This window comes from Streptomyces sp. BK022 (assembly GCF_004217355.1).
In the GTDB taxonomy this organism is placed as follows: domain Bacteria; phylum Actinomycetota; class Actinomycetes; order Streptomycetales; family Streptomycetaceae; genus Streptomyces; species Streptomyces griseoluteus.
Map to the genome: position 1 here is coordinate 13,605 of NZ_SHKU01000009.1, position 17,497 is coordinate 31,101.

A 17,497-nucleotide genomic window follows, 5' to 3' on the forward strand; every position below is an offset into this window, starting at 1 on the left:
GGCAGGTCACTCCGAGGGCGCCCAGTAGTCCACCAGCGTCGCCTTGCCCGGCTCCAGGTCCTTCCAGTCGCCGTCGAAGGTCAGCACGGCGAAGGCGGAGGTGGGGAAGCCGCGGCGGTTCATCCGCTCGCCGGCGTCGCCCTCCGCGGTCCCGGCGAGGATCTCGACCAGATGGTGCACGCCGGGGTTGTGGCCGATGAGGATCGCGTCGCGCACGTCGTCCGGCGTCTCGTTCAGCACGGCGATCAGCTCGCCGGGCGAGGCGTTGTAGACCCGGTCCTCGTAGACCGTTTTCGGCCGGTGGTCCAGCTCCGGCACGGCGAGTTTCCACGTCTCGCGGGTGCGTACCGCGGTGGAGCAGACGGCCAGATCGAAGGAGATCCCGGTGTCGGCGAGCCTGCTGCCGGCGACGGGGGCGTCCGTGCGGCCCCGGTCGGCGAGGGGGCGCTCATGGTCCGAAACCTGGGGCCAGTCGGCTTTCGCATGGCGGAAGAGGACGATCCTGCGGGGTTCAGCGACGCTCATGTCACCCAGCTTCGCATGAAACAGGCCACCCGGCGCAGGGAGTTGACATGCGGATTCACCGGTACGAGGAGGCCGGCCCTCAGTGGGCGGCGAGCTGCCGGGCGCGCTCGAGTATGTGCGCGAGCGCGGGGTCGCCGCTCGCCGCGTGCGCGTCGGCGGGGTTCATGATGAGCAGCAGCAGCGCGACGAACGCCAGTACCGGCAGGGCCAGCGCCCACCAGGGCAGCCGGGCACCGGCGGGGTGGGGCCGGGTGTGGGCGGGAACCGGCATGATCGCCTCCGTCGCTCGTGGGACCGCACGGGAATCCTTCTCCCGTACCCCTCGAAGCTACGCGGTCACCGGCCGTCAACCCATCCGGGCTTCCACCCACTTGACCCTGATCCCCGCCCCCTAGGGGATGGGGGGTAAACCCCCGCCGCCGGAGCGGACGCGGGTCAGGAGGGGGCGAGCAGCATCGCGACGATGCCGATGACGACGAAGATGGCGAAGAAGGAGCCGAAGACGATCAGCATCTTCTTCTGGCCGTTCTGGGGGTTCGGATCGAGCACAGGCTGCATGCGGCCAGTCTCCCACCCCCGCCGGGGCCGGAGGCCGCCGCCCCCGGCTTCAGCGCGCCTCGTCCTCCACGATCCGGTCGCGCCCGGCGAGGAACCCGACCGCCATCTGCGGCAGCATCAGCGCCGCCATGAGCGCGATCGGCACGCCCCAGCCCCCGCTGCGCTGGTAGAGCACGCCGACCAGCAGCGGGCCGGGGATGGAGAGCAGGTACCCGGTGCTCTGGGCGAAGGCGGACAGCTGGGCCACGCCCGGCCCGGTGCGGGCCCGCATGCCGACCATGGTGAGCGCGAGCGGGAAGGCGCAGTTGGCCACGCCCAGCAGCACCGCCCAGGCCCAGGCCCCGGCGGCGGGCGCGAGGTACAGCCCGGCGTAGCCGGCGAGGCCGCAGGCGCCGAGGACCAGCACGATGGGCCCCTGGTGGGGCAGCCGGCTCGCCACGCGCGGGATGACGAAGGCCAGCGGGACGCCCATCACCATGGTGACCGCGAGCAGCACGCCCGCCGTACCGGCCGGGACCCCGGCGTCGCGGAAGATCTGCGGCATCCAGCCCATGGTGATGTAGGCGGCGGTGGCCTGGAGGCCGAAGAAGACGGCGAGCGCCCAGGCGGTGCGGCTGCGGGCGATGCGCAGCCGGGGGCCCGCCTCCGCGCCCGGCACCGGCACCGGCGCGGGCACCCGCTCGCGGACCAGCGGCAGCCAGGGCAGCACGGCGATGGCCGCGAGGACCGCCCAGACCGCGAGCCCGGACTGCCAGTGTCCGCCGAGGGCGCCGGTCACCGGCACGGTGACGGCGGCGGCGACGGCGGTGCCGAGGGCCAGCGCCATCGAGTACAGGCCGGTCATGGTGCCGACGCGGTCCGGGAACCAGCGCTTGACGATGACCGGCATCAGCACGTTGCTCACCGCGATGCCCATGAGGGCGAGCGCGCTGGCGGCCAGGAACCCGGCGGTGGAGCCGATGTACGGGCGGATCAGCAGACCGGCGGTGATGGCGGTCATGCCCGCGCAGACCACCGCGCCGGGGCCGAAGCGGCGGGCGAGGCGGGGCGCGGTGGCGCCGAAGAGGGCGAAGCACAGCGGTGGCACGGAGGTGAGCAGTCCGGCGACGCCGCCGCTCATGCCGAGCCCGTCGCGGACCTCCTCCAGGAGCGCGCCCAGGCTGGTGATGGCCGGGCGGAGGTTGAGCGCGGCCAGCACGATGCCGACGATCACCACGCGCACGGCCCAGGCGGGCGGGGCGACGGCGGGCGTCAGGGGGGTGGTTGTCTCGGGGACGGCGGGCTTCCGCGCGGTCCGGGTCTCCTCAGCCATGAGACCCATCATAGAATCATGGGATGATTGGTTGTCCATTCCGGGGCAGGCTCCGTACGGGGCGTCCCGGTCCGGTCCGTTGGTACGGGCCGGAACTCACGTGCCAAGGTGGGCCATGCCTTTGAGCCACCCGCGCCGGTCGGCGCTGTCCGAACAGGTCATCGCGGAGCTGCGTGCGCAGATCACGTCCGGCGAGTGGCCGGTCGGCTCCCGCATCCCCACCGAGCCGGAGCTGGTCGAGCAGCTGGGCGTGGCCCGCAACACCGTCCGCGAGGCGGTACGGGCGCTCGCGCACAACGGTCTGCTGGACATCCGCCAGGGTTCCGGCACCTATGTGGTCGCCACCAGTGAGCTGGCCGGGGTGATGCACCGCAGGTTCGCCGACGCCGACCCCCGGCACATCGCGGAGCTGCGCTCCACGCTGGAGTCGTCGGCGGCGAAGCTGGCGGCGGAGCGGCGTACCGAGAAGGACCTCAAGCAGCTGGACGCGCTGCTGACCCGGCGCGAGGAGGCGTGGGAGGCCGGGGAGGCGGAGGCGTTCGTGGCGGCCGACGCCACCTTCCATCTGGCCGTGGTGTCCGCCTCGCACAACGACGTGATGACGGCGATGTACGCGGACCTCGGCGAGGTGCTGCGGGAGTGGCTGCGCGCGGACGTGGGCACCGAGCTGGAGCAGCGGGCGTACATGGACCACACCCGGCTGGTGGACGCGATCCGCACCGGTGACGCGCGGGCGGCGGCCACCGAGGCGGCCGGCTACCCCTTCCAGTGCCGTCCGGAGCGGGTCAGCCCGCCTTCTGGTGACTGATCCACACCACCCGGATCTCCTTCCAGCACCGCCCGGTCAGCTTCACCGTCAGCGCGGGCCCCGTGGCCACGGGCGCGCTGTCGGTGTCGATGTCCCACCACCGGGCGCACTCGACGTGCAGCCGCACCCGGTCGACGTGCACATACGGGTTGTGGCAGTAGGCCACCACCTCGGACCCGTCCACCTTGGTACGGCAGGACGCCCCGAAGAGGTCGGGGGCGTGCGGCTTGCCGTCACCGGCGCGCGCGACGCCGCCGGGCGGGGCGAGGACGAGTACCGCGGCCGCGGTCGCCGGGGTCAGGCTGCGGGGAAGACGCACGTAGGGGGACCTCCTCGGCCACGGCTGCGGAGGGGACGCGTACTACGAGGGTGCACCGCGGGAGCCGGGGCGGCCCGGCCGGTGATCCGAACGGTGGACGGAGCAGGGAGGAGGTTCACCCCCCTGCCACGGCGGGGGCCTCCCGCTCAGGTCGCGTCGCGGAGCATCGGGGCGTGCGGGGCCGTGACCACGCCGAGAGCCAGGACCGCGGTGGCCGCGAAGGCGGCGGGCAGGTGGTCCGGGGGCAGGAGGACGACCGTCCAGGGGTGGGGCCGGCCGGTGCCGCCGGTGTTGCCGATGAGCATCATCGTGATCACCCAGGCGACGGGGGTGAGGGCCGCCACCTGAAGACCCGCCGTCCGGCGGGCACAGAGCATCAGGCCGGCCAGGAAGGCGGTGTTGCGCCCGGCGGTGTTCGCGGTCGGGGCGTCGAGGAGCACGGCGACGGCGTACGCCACGACGACCGTGGCCAGGACGGTGGCGAGGATCAGCGCCTGGTCGAAGCGGGCCACCGGACGGCTGCCCGACGCCTCGGCGGCGGGGAGCCTGCTGCCGAGGCAGACCGCCAGCCCCATGCAGATCAGGAGCGGGGCGAAGAGCACCAGGGGCCGGGCGGCGTCGCCGCCCAGGGAGGGAAGGTCGACCAGCGTGTCACCGGCCGCCGCGGTCAGCGCGGTGTAGGCCGCGAGAGCGGCGGCGAGGACCGTGATCCATCGCGTTCTCAGCCAGATGCGCATCGGGTCACTCCCCTTCCGCGGCGACGGTCGGCAGGGTCTCCGGAGCGGGGCGGCACCGCTGGAGCAGCGCGACGTTGCGGGTGAACCACGAGAGCTGCTTGGCGGAGGACAGTTTCGTCTCCCTGTCCACCACGGACATCACCCGGGGGTCGGCTGCCAGTTTCTGGCTCCGCTGGCTCTGGATCTCGTCGACGCCCATGCCGGCCTTGACCATGAGCCAGGCGGCGAGCGTGCCCGCGTGGCCGGTGCGGACGTCGGAGGTCTCGGGGCACGGCGGCATCGTCGGCAGCGCCGACGCGGCGATGCTGGCCTTCAGGTCGACGTCGGTCATGTCGCGGTAGAGGAACAGCTTCCAGGTCCGGGCGTCGGTGCGGGCGGCGTCGGAGACGAACGCGAGCTCCTCCGGTGGCCGCATGCCCGCGTCGACCAGGCGCGGTACGACCTCCTTCGCGGCGCCGGACAGCGGCTTCAGGCTGGCGGCCGCTTCGACGGGCACGCAGATCCGGGGTGCGGCGCCCGCGCACACGGGCGGATCGGCGCGGGGGCGCGGCGGCGGGTCACCGTTCCAGTCGCGGACGGGCAGTACGGCCGAGACGGTGAACACGCTCAGACAGACCAGGGATGCGGCGGCCGCGGCGCCGACGCGTACGGCACGGGGGCGGCGCCACCGGGCGATCTCGGCACTGACCAGCACGGCGGCCAGGATGCCCGTGGCCAGCACCATCGGGACGGCGAGCGCCACCGGGTTCATGGTGATGGTGAGGTCGCCGTAGGGGGCGTCCAGCCAACCGGTCAGTTCCCGCAGCCACATCGGGTCGACGACCGTGACCGGCATGACGAGGCACAGGTAGTCGACGACGAGGATCAGCGGGGTCGCCAGGATGCGCGGGAGCAGCATGCCCAGCCCGTAGCCCACGACGGTGTGGACGGCGATGAGGTACCCGGCCATGGCGAGGACGCCCGGGTGCGGCCAGTCGTGTGCCGCGCCGGTCTCCAGGCGCACGGTCAGCAGGCAGGCCACGACCGCCGTCACCCCGAGGGCCACCACGGGCCACAGGGCGCCGAACGCGATCGCGTACCTGCCGCGCACCGGTGCCAGCCGGTGGACGCCCGCCCTTTTCAGCCGCCCGGCCTCCCATGCCGCGAAGGCCGCGCAGGCCGGGGCGTAGAAGGGCAGGGTGTGCCCGACCAGGGCGGTGTTGCCGGCCCAGTAGGCGGGTTCGTTCGCCGCCTCGTGGCTGCTGACCAGCCACACCCATGCGAGGACCAGGGGCGCGACCCAGACGACGCTGGTGGTGCGCAGCGCTGTCGTCACGCGCATGCGGTCTCCTCCTGCACCGTCTGGTAGTACGCGGCTTCCGCCAGACGGCCCGGCGCGGTGCCGGGCGGTGCCATGGCGTGGAACTCGCGCACGGCTCCGGCGAACCGGACGGTCCCGCCGTTGAGGACCACGACGTGGTCGTAGGTGTCCTCCAGGTCGGCGACGTCGTGGGTCGAGAGCAGTACGTGCTGGTCGAGTCCGGCGAGGATCTCGTGGAAGACACGCCGCTGGCGCGGGTCCATGCCGGCCGTCGGCTCGTCCAGGAGGAGGACTTCGGCCTGGTGCACCAGGGACTGCGCGACGCCGACCCGGCGCTGCTGCCCACCGGACAGCCGGTGCACCTTCCGGTCGGCGAAGTCCGCGAGTTCGACCCGCTGGAGCGCACCGAGGGAGGCGTCCCAGGCGTCCCTGCGGTTCATGCCCTTCAGCCAGCCGACATAGGCCACCTGTTCGCGGGCGGTCAGCCGGGGGACCGACTCGATGCGCTGCGGCAGCCACGCGATGCGCCGACGGTACTCGGCGAGGTCACCGCGCCGGCCGGTCCTCCGCCTCCCGTACGCGACGGTGCCGGAATCCGGCAGCAGCACGGAGGCGGCCAGGGACAGGACCGTCGACTTGCCCGCCCCGTTCGGGCCGAGAAACACGGTCCGACCAGTCGGAAAGACGAAGGTGAAGTCGTGGATGACCGGACTGCGGCGTCGATAGCCGAAGGCAGCCGAGTGGAAGCCGATGGGCATGGCGCGTGCTCTCTGACGGGGAAGTGGCCCAGCTTCACCTGTCGTTCACAGCGAGCGAAAGCGGATCGTGGTCGACGTGATCCAGTTGTGATCGACTTCTGGTCGCAACGACCGCGAGGCCCGCGCCCCTTGGAGGGGTGCGGGCCTCGGGTGTGGGCGGGGGGCGTCAGGCGCCGATGGCGTGGAGGCCGCCGTCCACGTGGATGATCTCGCCGGTGGTCTTGGGGAACCAGTCGCTGAGGAGGGCGACGACGCCCTTGCCGGCGGGCTCCGGGTCCTTGAGGTCCCACTCCAGGGGGGAGCGGGAGTCCCAGACCGAGGCCAGGTCGGCGAAGCCGGGGATGGACTTGGCGGCCATGGAGCCGATCGGGCCCGCCGAGATGAGGTTGCAGCGGATGTTCTGCTTGCCCAGGTCGCGCGCCATGTAGCGGTTGGTGGCCTCCAGCGCGGCCTTGGCCGGGCCCATCCAGTCGTACTGCGGCCAGGCGTACTGCGCGTCGAAGGTGAGGCCGACGACCGAGCCGCCGTTCTGCATCAGCGGCAGGCAGGCCATGGTCAGCGACTTCAGGGAGAAGGCGGAGACGTGCATGGCGGTGGCGACCGACTCGAACGGGGTGTTCAGGAAGTTGCCGCCGAGGGCGTCCTGCGGGGCGAAGCCGATGGAGTGGACGATGCCGTCGAGGCCGCCCAGCTCCTCACCGACGATGTCGGCCAGGCGCGCGAGGTGCTCCTCGTTGGTGACGTCCAGCTCGATGACCTTCGCCGGCTTCGGCAGCTTCTTGGCGATGCGCTCGGTCAGCGTGGGCCGCGGGAACGCGGTCAGGATGATCTCGGCGCCCTGCTCCTGGGCCAGCTTGGCGACGTGGAAGGCGATGGAGGACTCCATCAGCACGCCCGTGACCAGGATGCGCTTGCCCTCGAGAATTCCGCTCATGGTGTTCAGTGACCCATTCCCAGTCCGCCGTCAACGGGAATGACGGCTCCAGTGATGTACGAGGCGTCGTCCGAGGCGAGGAACTTCACCGCCGCGGCCACCTCCTCCGGCTCGGCGTACCGGCCGAGCGGTACCTGCGACACGATGCCCGCGCGCTGCTCGTCGGTGAGCGCCTTGGTCATGTCGGTGTCGACGAAGCCGGGGGCGACGACGTTGAAGGTGATGTTGCGCGAGCCCAGCTCACGGGCGAGCGAGCGGGCGAAGCCGACCAGCGCGGCCTTGGACGCGGCGTAGTTCGCCTGTCCCGCCGACCCCAGCAGGCCGACGACCGAGGAGATCAGTACGACGCGGCCCTTCTTGGCCCGCAGCATGCCCCGGTTGGCCCGCTTGACCACCCGGAAGGTGCCGGTGAGGTTGGTGTCGACGACCGAGGTGAAGTCCTCCTCGGACATGCGCATCAGCAGCTGGTCCTTGGTGACACCGGCGTTGGCGATCAGGACCTCGACGGGGCCGTGCCGCTCCTCGATCTCCTTGTACGCCTGCTCGACCTGCTCGGCGTCGGTGATGTCGCACTTGACGGCGAGGAAGCCCGCCGGGGGCTCGCCCGAGCGGTACGTGACGGCGACCTTGTCGCCGGCGTCGGCGAAGGCGCGGGCGATGGCGAGGCCGATGCCCCGGTTGCCTCCGGTGACGAGAACCGAGCGGCTCAACGGATCACCCTTTCATCAGCGGTCTACAACGTTCCGACAATCCGCCCGGACAGCCTGGTGACGGGCCTGACAGGCGGCTTCCCAAGAAACCTATCGGTCCGTCCGCGACCACGGACAATCGGGCACCGACAGTGACACATCCCTGCTCCTGTCGGATTCCTACAGATCAGGACTCCCCCGCCCCGCACTCCGCCCACACCGTCTTGCCGGGGCCGCTGCGGGGACTGGTGCCCCAGCGGGTGGCCACGGCGTCGATCAGGAGCAGCCCCCTGCCTCCCTCGGCGGTGGGATCGTGGGCCGGGAGCGCCGGATAGGCGGGGTGGGTGTCGGAGAGCTCGACGCGTACGATGCCGTCCCGGTGCCAAAGGCGCAGCTCGAAGTCCCTTCCCGGTACGCGGCCGTGCAGGACGGCGTTGGCGGCGAGTTCGGCGACGATCAGGGCGACGGCCTCGGAGAGGGGGGTGCCGTAGGGGTGGCCCCACTCGTCCAACTGGTGCACGGCCAGCATCCGCGCGAGGCGCGCACCCCGCCGGGTGGCGGAGAACCGCTGAGCGAACGTACGTACGGTGACTGCCTCTTGGGCGGGTGACGGCGACATGCGTCCAGCGTGGGGAGTCCCTCCGGGGGCCCAACAGGAACGAAGCCCATACAACTCCGCTTGTATCAGTGCACACTCTGGACTGGGTGGGTTACTCACCGTGACGATGAGCGGATCGGCCGGGTTGAGCGGGGTGCGTGAAAGGTGGGCGGCGATGGTGGCAGAGCACGGGGCGGAAACCTCCGGCAGCCTCAAGATGTTCGGCGCGGTACTGAAGTCACTGCGCGACCAAGGGCACCTGACTCAGGAGGAGTTCGCCCTCCGGATGCAGTATTCGGCGCCCTACATCGCCAAGATCGAGCAGGGGAAGCGGTTTCCTCCGGCGGACCTGCCCGCACGAGTGGCGGGCGTCCTGGGTGAGGACGCGGCGAAAGTCCTCACGGCGGCGGCCAAGACGCTGACGAGGCGGTCGGGGCTGGCGACCTGGTTTCAGCAGTGGGCGGGGATCGAGGAGGAGGCGATCTCGCTGTGGGCTTACGAATGCCGAGTGATTCCGGGGCTGTTACAGCCCGAGGGATACATCCGGGCAGTGTTCGACCAGCAGATCCCGCCCCTGTCCGAGGAGCAGTTCGAGCGGCAGGTGGCGGCTCGGCTGGAGCGGCAGCGAATCCTGGACGAGCGCCCGAACACCGCGTTCTCCTTTCTCATCGAGGAGGCAGTGCTGAGGCGCGGTCTCGGTGGCGTGGAAGTGACGCGAGACGTCGTCGCAAACCTTTTGGAGCAGGGCAGCCGACGGAACGTAGAGATCCTCCTCATGCCACTCCAGCAGGTGGACCACTGCGGTGTCGACGGCCAGATGTACCTCGCCGAACGCGACAGTCACCAGTGGGTCGGCTACATCGAAGGGCATGAGTGCAGCACCCTGCTCACCCAGCCCAAATTGGTGAGTTCCATGCTCCAGCGCTATGGAAAGATGCGCTCACAGGCCCTGAGTCACCTGGCCACCGCGGACGTTCTGAGAGACGTGCAAGGAGCGCTATGAGCACCGAACTGACATGGTTCAAGAGCAGCTACAGCGGCACCGGTGGCGGCAACTGTGTCGAGGTCGCCGTGCGCCCCGGTGCCATCCACATCCGCGACTCCAAAGACAAGCGCATGCGCCCCCTCGCCGTCACGCCGCAGGCATGGGCCGCGTTCGTGGGTCGTATCGTGCCCTCATGCCCGGTCACCTGATTCGCATCGTCTCCCGCAACTCCCCCATGGCGCTCGCCCAAGTCGAGCGGGTCAGAGCGGAGCTGGCCGTGCTCCACCCCGACGTCCGCACCGAGGTACTGCCGGTCACGACCACCGGCGACCGCTGGATGGGGGACCTTGCCCAGGTCGAGGGCAAGGGGGCCTTCACCAAGGAAGTGGACGCCGCTCTGCTGCGCGGCGACGCGGACCTCGCCGTGCACTGCATGAAGGACGTGCCCGGCGACCGCCCCATCCCGGCAGGGACCCGCTTCGCGGGATACCTCGCGCGGGACGACATCCGGGACGCCCTGGTCGACCCGCAGGGCCGCACCCTGGACCAGCTTCCGGCGGGGACCCGCATCGGCACCTCCTCCGTGCGCCGGGTCGCGCAGCTCGCCGCGTCCCACCCGCACCTGGACTGCGTGCCGATCCGGGGCAACGCGAACAAGCGGCTGGAGAAGATGGCGGCCGGGGCGGCGGACGCGCTGATCCTGGCCGCGTCGGGGCTGGAGCGCATCGGGCGGATGGACGCCGTCACCGAGATCCTGACCCTGGAGACCATGCTCCCCCCGATCGGCGCGGGTGTCCTCGCCCTCCAGTGCCGGGAGGACGACACCGAGACCGTCGACATCGTCAGCGACCTGGGCGACCCCGCCACCCACCGGGAGACCACTGCCGAGCGGATGCTGCTGCACGTCCTCCAGGGCCACTGCAACTCCCCCATCGCCGGGTACGCCCGTACCGAGCGCTCGGGTGAACTCTCGCTGCGCGCCGCCGTGTTCACGCCCGACGGCAAGACCGTGCTGCACGCCCACGAATGGGCCGGCCGTCTCGACCCGGCCACGCTCGGCACGTCCGTCGCCGTCGCCCTGCTCCGGCAGGGCGCGCGGGAGCTGATCGACGGCATCGCCCACTGACCCGAGACGGGCCGGGCCCCCGGGCGACGTATCCTCCTGAGCACCCCACCCCCGTGCAGGAGGAGCCCGCCCGTGGCCCGAGACATCGATCCTTCCTTCCTGGCGCTCCCCCTGCGGGCTCTCGCCGACGCGGCTCTCGCCCGTGCGCGCGCCCTCGGGGCCGAGCACGCCGACTTCCGGCTGGAGCGGGTGCGCAGCGCGTCCTGGCGGCTGCGGGACGGACGCCCCTCGGGGTCCTCGGACACCACCGACCTGGGGTACGCGGTCAGGGTCGTGCACGGGGGCAGCTGGGGGTTCGCCTCGGGGGTGGACCTGACGATGGACGGCGCCGCCAAGGTCGCCTCGCAGGCGGTGGCGATGGCCAAGCTGTCCGCGCAGGTGATCAAGGCCGCCGGGTCGGACGAGCGCGTGGAGCTGGCCGACGAGCCCGTGCACGCCGACAAGACGTGGATCTCGTCGTACGACATCGACCCCTTCACCGTGCCCGACGCGGACAAGTCGGCGCTGCTCGCGGAGTGGAGCGGGCGGCTCCTCGCGGCGCAGGGCGTCGACCACGTGGACGCCTCGCTGACCACCGTGCACGAGAACAAGTTCTACGCCGACACCGCCGGGACGGTCACCACCCAGCAGCGGGTCCGGCTGCATCCCGAGCTGACGGCCGTCTCCGTGGACGACTCCAGCGGCGAGTTCGACTCGATGCGCACCCTCGCCCCACCGGCCGGGCGGGGCTGGGAGTACCTGACCGGCACCGGCTGGGACTGGGACGCCGAACTCGAACAGATCCCCGAGCTGCTGGCCGAGAAGATGCGCGCGCCCAGCGTGGAACCGGGCCTGTACGACCTGGTCGTCGACCCCTCCAACCTGTGGCTCACCATCCACGAGTCCGTCGGCCACGCCACCGAGCTGGACCGCGCCCTCGGCTACGAGGCCGCCTACGCGGGCACCTCCTTCGCCACCTTCGACCAGCTCGGCAAGCTCAAGTACGGCTCCGAGCTGATGAACGTCACCGGCGACCGCACCGCCGAACACGGCCTGGCCACCATCGGTTACGACGACGAGGGCGTGGCCGCGCAGTCCTGGGACCTGGTGAAGGACGGCACCCTCACGGCGTATCAACTCGACCGCCGTATCGCGAAGTTGACCGGCTTCGAACGCTCCAACGGGTGTGCCTTCGCGGACTCCCCCGGCCATGTCCCGGTGCAGCGCATGGCCAACGTCTCGCTGCGGCCGGACCCCGCCGGGCTGTCCACCGAGGGGCTGATCGGGGGCGTCGACCGGGGCATCTACGTGGTCGGCGACCGTTCATGGTCAATTGATATGCAAAGGTACAATTTTCAGTTCACCGGCCAGCGCTTCTTCCGCATCGAGAACGGGCGGATCACCGGGCAGCTCAGGGACGTCGCCTACCAGGCCAACACCACCGACTTCTGGGGCTCGATGGCCGCTGTCGGCGGCCCCCAGACCTATGTGCTGGGCGGCGCCTTCAACTGCGGCAAGGCCCAGCCCGGCCAGGTCGCCGCCGTCTCCCACGGCTGCCCCTCCGCCCTGTTCCGGGGCGTCAACATCCTCAACACCACGCAGGAGGCCGGGCGATGAGCTCGCGGACCAGCAAGCCGTACGAGATCGTCGAGCGGGCTCTCGCGCTGTCCCGCGCGGACGGCTGTGTGGTCATCGCGGACGAGGAGTCCAGCGCCAACCTGCGCTGGGCGGGCAACGCGCTCACCACCAACGGCGTGACCCGCGGCCGTACCCTCACCGTGATCGCCACCGTGGACGGGCAGCAGGGCACCGCCTCCGGCGTGGTCTCGCGGTCGGCGGTGACGGCGGCCGAGCTGGAGCCGCTGGTGCGGGCCGCCGAGGCCGCCGCGCGGGCGGCCGGACCCGCCGAGGACGCCCAGCCGCTGGTCAGCGGGGTTCCGGACTCCCCCGACTTCCGCGACGCGCCCGCCGAGACCTCCTCCGCCGTCTTCGCGGACTTCGCCCCGGCGCTCGGCGAGGCGTTCGCCCGCGCGCGGGCCGGCGGCCGGGAGCTGTACGGCTTCGCCAGCCACGAGACCGTCTCCACCTACCTCGGCACCTCCACCGGCCTGCGCCTTCGGCACGACCAGCCGACCGGCACCCTGGAGCTGAACGCCAAGTCCCCGGACCACACCCGCTCGGCGTGGGCCGGCCGCTCCACCCGTGACTTCAAGGACGTCGACCCGGGCGCCCTGGACAGCGAGCTCGCCGAGCGCCTCGGCTGGGCCGAGCGCCGCGTGGACCTGCCGGCCGGGCGGTACGAGACCCTGCTGCCCCCGTCCGCCGTGGCCGACCTGCTGATCTACCAGCTCTGGTCCGCCTCCGGCCGGGACGCCGCCGAGGGACGCACGGTGTTCTCCAAGCCGGGCGGCGGCACCCGTACCGGTGAGCGGCTCAGCGAGCTGCCGCTGACCCTGCGCAGCGACCCCGACGAGCCGGGCCTCGGCTGCGCGCCCTTCGTCGTCGCGCACTCCTCCGGGGGCGACCGCTCGGTCTTCGACAACGGGCTGCCGGTGCGCGCCACCGACTGGATCAAGGACGGTGTCCTGGACCGCCTCACCACCACCCGGCACAGCGCGGCCCTGACCGGGCTGCCGCTCGCCCCGGCGATGGACAACCTGATCCTGGACGGCGGCGGCGACCGCTCGCTCGCGGAGATGGTCGCGGCCACCGAGCGCGGTCTGCTGCTGACCTGCCTCTGGTACATCCGCGAGGTCGACCCGGCGACCCTGCTGCTCACCGGTCTCACCCGCGACGGCGTCTACCTGGTGGAGAACGGCGAGGTCACCGGCCAGGTGAACAACTTCCGGTTCAACGAGTCGCCGGTCGGCGTGCTCGGCCGGGCCGCCGAGGCGGGCCGCACCGAGCAGACCCTGCCCCGCGAGTGGAGCGACTGGTTCACCCGGGCCGCGATGCCCGCGCTCCGCGTCCCGGAATTCAATATGAGCTCTGTCAGCCAGGGCGTATAACCTCGTACTCGGCTGTCATCCGACCGCCGCATGATCATCTAGGAGACACGAGAACCGTGACGGACATCGTCGACGAACTGAAGTGGCGCGGGCTGATCGCCCTCTCCACCGACGAGGACGCATTGCGCAAGGCGTTCGCGGACGGTCCTGTCACGTTCTATTGCGGCTTCGACCCGACCGCGCCCAGCCTGCACCTCGGCAACCTGGTCCAGATCCTCACCATGCGCCGCATCCAGGACGCGGGCCACCGCCCACTGGGCCTGGTCGGCGGTGCCACCGGTCTGATCGGCGACCCCAAGCCCACCGCCGAGCGCACGCTGAACGCGCCGGAGATCGTCGGCCAGTGGGTGGAGCGGCTGCGCGCGCAGATCCAGCCGCTGCTGGACTTCGAGGGTCCGAACGCGGCCGTGATGGTCAACAACCTGGACTGGACCCAGGGGATGTCGGCCATCGAGTTCCTGCGGGACATCGGCAAGCACTTCCGGGTCAACAAGATGATCGCCAAGGAGGCCGTCTCCCGCCGGCTGAACTCCGACGCGGGCATCAGCTACACCGAGTTCAGCTACCAGATCCTCCAGGGCATGGACTTCCTGGAGCTGTACCGGCGCTACGGCTGCACGCTCCAGACCGGCGGCAGCGACCAGTGGGGCAACCTCACCTCGGGCACCGACCTGATCCACCGGGTCGAGCCGGACGCGGTGGTCCACGCGCTGGGCACCCCGCTGATCACCAAGGCGGACGGCACCAAGTTCGGCAAGACCGAGTCGGGCACGATCTGGCTCGACCCGGAGATGACCACGCCGTACGCCTTCTACCAGTTCTGGCTGAACGCGGACGACCGGGACGTCTCCAAGTTCCTGCGGATCTTCAGCTTCAAGTCCCGCGAGGAGATCGCGGAGCTGGAGCGGCTGACCGAGGAGCGTCCGCAGGCGCGTGCGGCGCAGCGCGCGCTGGCGGAGGAGCTGACGACGCTGGTGCACGGCGCCGAGCAGACGGCTTCCGTGGTGGCCGCGTCCAAGGCGCTGTTCGGCCAGGGCGAGCTGTCCGAGCTGGACGAGGCGACGCTCGCCGCCGCGCTCTCCGAGCTGCCGCACATCCAGGTCGCGGAAGCGGGCCCGGTGGTGGACCTGCTCGCCGAGGTGGGTCTCGTGGCCAGCAAGTCGGCCGCGCGGCGCACGGTGAAGGAGGGCGGGGCGTACGTGAACAACGTGAAGGTCGCCGGCGAGGACGCCGTCCCGGCCGCCGAGGAGCTGCTGCACGGGCGCTGGCTGGTGCTGCGCCGGGGCAAGAAGAACCTGGCGGCGGTCGAGGTCACGGGCGCCTGAGGCACGGAGAGAGGGCGGCTTCCCTTCGCCGGGAGGCCGCCCTCGGTCGTACCCGCCGTGTCACACCCGTTCGTCGTACTTGCGCTTGCGGCGCTTGCCGAGCGTCGCGGTGTAGAGCTGGTCGACGAAGAACACGATGATGATCGCGGCGACGAGCTGGAAGATGTGCCTGCTCCAGTCGATGCCGCGTGTCTCCGCCACCCCGAGACCGCGCGCGATGGCGTTGCCCGCGAGGGCGCCCAGGATGCCGCAGATGGTGGTCAGCCACAGGGGGCTGTGCTGCTTGCCGGGGATGATCGCCTTGGCGAGCAGGCCCAGCACGAATCCCACGATGATCGCCCACAGCCAGCCCATGGCGGCCTCCTCGTCCGGTCCGACCTGATCGATCCGCTCGTCCTGGCCAGTCTGGGCGCGCCGTGGCCGCCCCGCATGCCGGAGCCATCCGGACGGTGGACGTTCCCGCAGGCCGGACGGCGCCCCGGTATCGAGCGCGGCGGCCCGGCGGCGTACCGTTGTGGGGTGTCCCGGTCCGGTTCGGGCCCGGACGCGGCTTTCGGGCCGGGGTCGGACCCATGCGGGCGGATGGTGGACTGATGGGCAAGCAGCGTGGCGAGGTTTTCCGGATCACCGGTGCCCGGACCGGCCTGGCCGAGGACGTGCGGGGCCGGCAGCGGCGGTACGTGATCTCGATGTCGATCCGGACGGTGTCCGTGATCCTGGCCGCCTCCCTGTGGAACGTGGAGCGGTACGTCGCCATCGTCGCGCTGGTGCTGGGCGCCGCGCTGCCGTACATCGCGGTGGTGATCGCAAACGCGGGGCGGGAACGGCCGCAGTCGCTGCCGTCGACCTTCGTCGTCACGCCATCCAAGCCGATGATCACACCGCCCCGTGACGAAGAGTCAGCGGATCGGTCGGATTCCGGCCCGGAACAGGCATCGTCGGGGCCGGGGGCGGAGTCGCGGGAGAAACGTTCCGACCGAGCCTGAGCAGCGTGGAAGCGGGAAAAGCGGAAGGCGACTTCCCGCCAAGCTCAGGAAAAGCTCAGTTCAATCATGCTGTTCTTGTGCCGGTCGGCCAGTGGTGCGTGACATACTTCGTACGCGCTCCGCATCCCCCGTCGGAGCGACAGACCGACGCCGGGCAGCTCCCCCCGTGGCTGCTCGGCGTCGCCTTGTTCGCAGCCGTTTCCGCGTGAATTCCCTCCGCTCCCGCCACGGCGATTCCCCTCCGGCCTCCTCCGCGAGACCTTCTGCTCGCCTCTGCGAGAATCTTTCCGTGAGTGAGACACCGATCTGTTCCGCGAAGGGCTGCCGGGCCGACGCCATCTGGGTGCTGGCGTGGAACAACCCGAAGATCCACACCCCGGAGCGGCGCAAGACCTGGATCGCCTGCGAGGAACACCGCGAGCATCTGTCGCAGTTCCTCGGCGTGCGCGGTTTCCTGAAGGACGTGGTCCCGCTCCGGGAGTGGGAGGACTCAGCCGCCGATCGCTGACATGGGGCGGTCCGGCTGGACGAAGGACGGGTCGTCGAGGCCCGCGCCCGCCTTCTTTCCCCACATCGCCTTGCGCCACAGCTCGGCGATCTCCTCGTCCGGTGCGCCGGAGCGCAGCAGGGCGCGCAGGTCGGTCTCCTCGGTGGCGAACAGGCAGGTGCGTATCTGGCCGTCGGCGGTGAGCCGGGTGCGGTCGCAGGCCGCGCAGAACGGACGGGTCACCGAGGCGATCACGCCGACCCGCTGCGGGCCGCCGTCCACCAGCCAGCGCTCGGCCGGGGCCGAACCGCGCTCGCCCTCGCCCTCCGCGGTCAGCTCGAAGCGGGTGCGCAGGGAGGCCAGGATGTCCTGGGCGGTGACCATGCCCTCGCGCTTCCAGCCGTGCTGGGCGTCGAGCGGCATCTGCTCGATGAAGCGGAGTTCGTACTCGTGCTCCAGTGCCCAGGCCAGCAGGTCCGGGGCCTCGTCCGCGTTCAGTCCCGGCATCAGGACCGAGTTGACCTTGACCGGGGTGAGGCCCGCGTCGGAGGCGGCGCTCAGGCCGTCCAGTACGTCCTGGTGGCGGTTGCGCCGGGTGAGGGTCTTGAAGACGTCGGGGCGCAGGGTGTCCAGCGAGACGTTGACCCGGTCGAGTCCGGCCTGCTTCAGGGCGGCGGCGGTGCGTTTGAGGCCGATGCCGTTGGTCGTGATCGACATCCGGGGACGCGGCCGAAGCGCCGCGACGCGCTCCACGATGCCGACCAGGCCGGGCCGGAGCAGGGGCTCGCCGCCGGTGAAGCGGACCTCCTCGATCCCGAGGCGGGTCACCGCGAGGTCGATCAGGCGGACGATCTCGTCGTCCGTGAGCAGATCCGGCTTGGCAAGCCACTGCAGGCCCTCCTCGGGCATGCAGTAGGTGCAGCGCAGATTGCACCGGTCGGTCAGCGAAACCCTCAGGTCGGTGGCCACCCGGCCGTAAGTGTCGATGAGCACGTGGGCCCCCTCCCTCGTCTCGGACCGCTTGTCTCCTGTCACCTGCGAGCCTACGCGAGACCTCGGACAT

At 71.2% G+C, this 17,497-nt stretch carries 22 protein-coding genes; 9 read left to right on the forward strand and 13 right to left on the reverse strand.

Translation table 11 applies throughout. The annotated features are described in order from the left end of the window. Positions 1-6: 6 nt before the first annotated feature. From EV284_RS31125 to EV284_RS31135, 4 genes are all read right to left on the reverse strand, one after another. Positions 7-525: a histidine phosphatase family protein gene (locus tag EV284_RS31125; protein WP_130340108.1), complete on the reverse strand. Its 519-nt coding sequence runs from the start codon at positions 523-525 to the stop codon at positions 7-9. 79 nt (positions 526-604) lie between these two features. Then, positions 605-796 carry a hypothetical protein gene (locus tag EV284_RS31130; protein WP_130340110.1) on the reverse strand — a complete coding sequence of 64 codons (192 nt, stop codon included), beginning with the start codon at positions 794-796 and terminating at the stop codon, positions 605-607. Between the two features lie 164 nt (positions 797-960). Then, positions 961-1,083: an SGM_5486 family transporter-associated protein gene (locus tag EV284_RS33620; RefSeq protein ID WP_267881280.1), complete on the reverse strand. Its 123-nt coding sequence runs from the start codon at positions 1,081-1,083 to the stop codon at positions 961-963. A 49-nt stretch (positions 1,084-1,132) separates the two neighbouring features. Further along, positions 1,133-2,407 (reverse strand): MFS transporter, encoded by a 1,275-nt coding sequence (locus EV284_RS31135; RefSeq protein ID WP_130340112.1) that lies wholly within the window; start codon positions 2,405-2,407, stop codon positions 1,133-1,135. Positions 2,408-2,510: 103 nt separating this feature from the next. Here EV284_RS31135 and EV284_RS31140 point away from each other — a divergent pair, with 103 nt between their 5' ends. Beyond that, entirely contained in the window at positions 2,511-3,203 is a 693-nt protein-coding gene (locus tag EV284_RS31140; protein ID WP_130340114.1) for a FadR/GntR family transcriptional regulator, read from the forward strand. Here the strand turns inward: EV284_RS31140 and EV284_RS31145 are convergent. From EV284_RS31145 to EV284_RS31175, 7 genes are all read right to left on the reverse strand, one after another. After that, entirely contained in the window at positions 3,181-3,522 is a 342-nt protein-coding gene (locus EV284_RS31145) for a hypothetical protein (RefSeq protein ID WP_130340116.1), read from the reverse strand. The two genes, EV284_RS31140 and EV284_RS31145, sit on opposite strands and share 23 nt — an antisense overlap. Before the next feature lie 146 nt (positions 3,523-3,668). Beyond that, entirely contained in the window at positions 3,669-4,259 is a 591-nt protein-coding gene (locus tag EV284_RS31150; RefSeq protein ID WP_130340118.1) for a hypothetical protein, read from the reverse strand. Between the two features lie 4 nt (positions 4,260-4,263). Continuing rightward, the gene (locus EV284_RS31155; RefSeq protein WP_130340120.1) at positions 4,264-5,580 is read right to left on the reverse strand and encodes a hypothetical protein; all 1,317 of its coding nucleotides are present in this window, start codon (positions 5,578-5,580) and stop codon (positions 4,264-4,266) included. Continuing rightward, entirely contained in the window at positions 5,571-6,317 is a 747-nt protein-coding gene (locus EV284_RS31160) for an ATP-binding cassette domain-containing protein (RefSeq protein ID WP_130340122.1), read from the reverse strand. The genes EV284_RS31155 and EV284_RS31160 overlap by 10 nt, the downstream gene beginning before the upstream one ends. Before the next feature lie 166 nt (positions 6,318-6,483). After that, complete coding sequence (gene fabI / locus EV284_RS31165) at positions 6,484-7,251, reverse strand: enoyl-ACP reductase FabI (protein ID WP_130340124.1); 768 nt, start codon at positions 7,249-7,251, stop codon at positions 6,484-6,486. Positions 7,252-7,256: 5 nt separating this feature from the next. Further along, positions 7,257-7,961 carry a 3-oxoacyl-[acyl-carrier-protein] reductase gene (gene fabG / locus EV284_RS31170; protein WP_130340126.1) on the reverse strand — a complete coding sequence of 235 codons (705 nt, stop codon included), beginning with the start codon at positions 7,959-7,961 and terminating at the stop codon, positions 7,257-7,259. Between the two features lie 166 nt (positions 7,962-8,127). Further along, positions 8,128-8,559 carry an ATP-binding protein gene (locus EV284_RS31175; protein ID WP_130340128.1) on the reverse strand — a complete coding sequence of 144 codons (432 nt, stop codon included), beginning with the start codon at positions 8,557-8,559 and terminating at the stop codon, positions 8,128-8,130. Positions 8,560-8,713: 154 nt separating this feature from the next. Between EV284_RS31175 and EV284_RS31180 the strand changes: the two genes are divergently transcribed. The 6 genes from EV284_RS31180 (at position 8,714) to tyrS (ending at position 14,961) form a co-directional block, all read left to right on the forward strand. Continuing rightward, a complete protein-coding gene (locus tag EV284_RS31180; RefSeq protein ID WP_130340130.1) occupies positions 8,714-9,541 on the forward strand; it encodes a Scr1 family TA system antitoxin-like transcriptional regulator in 828 nt (275 codons plus the stop codon). Continuing rightward, the gene (locus EV284_RS31185; protein ID WP_130340132.1) at positions 9,538-9,732 is read left to right on the forward strand and encodes a DUF397 domain-containing protein; all 195 of its coding nucleotides are present in this window, start codon (positions 9,538-9,540) and stop codon (positions 9,730-9,732) included. The genes EV284_RS31180 and EV284_RS31185 overlap by 4 nt, the downstream gene beginning before the upstream one ends. Further along, a complete protein-coding gene (hemC, locus tag EV284_RS31190) occupies positions 9,717-10,649 on the forward strand; it encodes a hydroxymethylbilane synthase (RefSeq protein WP_130340134.1) in 933 nt (310 codons plus the stop codon). Before EV284_RS31185 ends, hemC begins: the two co-directional genes overlap by 16 nt. 72 nt (positions 10,650-10,721) lie before the next feature. Continuing rightward, on the forward strand, positions 10,722-12,245 hold the full coding sequence (locus EV284_RS31195) for a TldD/PmbA family protein (protein ID WP_130340136.1): 1,524 nt from the start codon (positions 10,722-10,724) through the stop codon (positions 12,243-12,245). After that, positions 12,242-13,636, forward strand: coding sequence for a TldD/PmbA family protein (locus EV284_RS31200; protein ID WP_130340138.1), 1,395 nt, complete (start codon positions 12,242-12,244; stop codon positions 13,634-13,636). Before EV284_RS31195 ends, EV284_RS31200 begins: the two co-directional genes overlap by 4 nt. Positions 13,637-13,692: 56 nt before the next feature. Beyond that, the gene (gene tyrS / locus EV284_RS31205) at positions 13,693-14,961 is read left to right on the forward strand and encodes a tyrosine--tRNA ligase (RefSeq protein ID WP_130340140.1); all 1,269 of its coding nucleotides are present in this window, start codon (positions 13,693-13,695) and stop codon (positions 14,959-14,961) included. A gap of 60 nt (positions 14,962-15,021) precedes the next feature. On the opposite strand, the gene EV284_RS31210 is transcribed toward tyrS, so the two are convergent. Further along, positions 15,022-15,315 (reverse strand): GlsB/YeaQ/YmgE family stress response membrane protein, encoded by a 294-nt coding sequence (locus EV284_RS31210; protein WP_130340142.1) that lies wholly within the window; start codon positions 15,313-15,315, stop codon positions 15,022-15,024. A 239-nt stretch (positions 15,316-15,554) separates the two neighbouring features. On the opposite strand from EV284_RS31210, the gene EV284_RS31215 reads away from it, so the two are divergent. Further along, the gene (locus tag EV284_RS31215) at positions 15,555-15,947 is read left to right on the forward strand and encodes a DUF3099 domain-containing protein (protein ID WP_130340144.1); all 393 of its coding nucleotides are present in this window, start codon (positions 15,555-15,557) and stop codon (positions 15,945-15,947) included. Between the two features lie 289 nt (positions 15,948-16,236). Further along, positions 16,237-16,455 carry a hypothetical protein gene (locus EV284_RS31220; RefSeq protein ID WP_130340146.1) on the forward strand — a complete coding sequence of 73 codons (219 nt, stop codon included), beginning with the start codon at positions 16,237-16,239 and terminating at the stop codon, positions 16,453-16,455. On the opposite strand, the gene moaA is transcribed toward EV284_RS31220, so the two are convergent. Continuing rightward, entirely contained in the window at positions 16,438-17,427 is a 990-nt protein-coding gene (gene moaA / locus EV284_RS31225; protein WP_242625878.1) for a GTP 3',8-cyclase MoaA, read from the reverse strand. The two genes, EV284_RS31220 and moaA, sit on opposite strands and share 18 nt — an antisense overlap. Between the last annotated feature and the right edge of the window lie 70 nt (positions 17,428-17,497).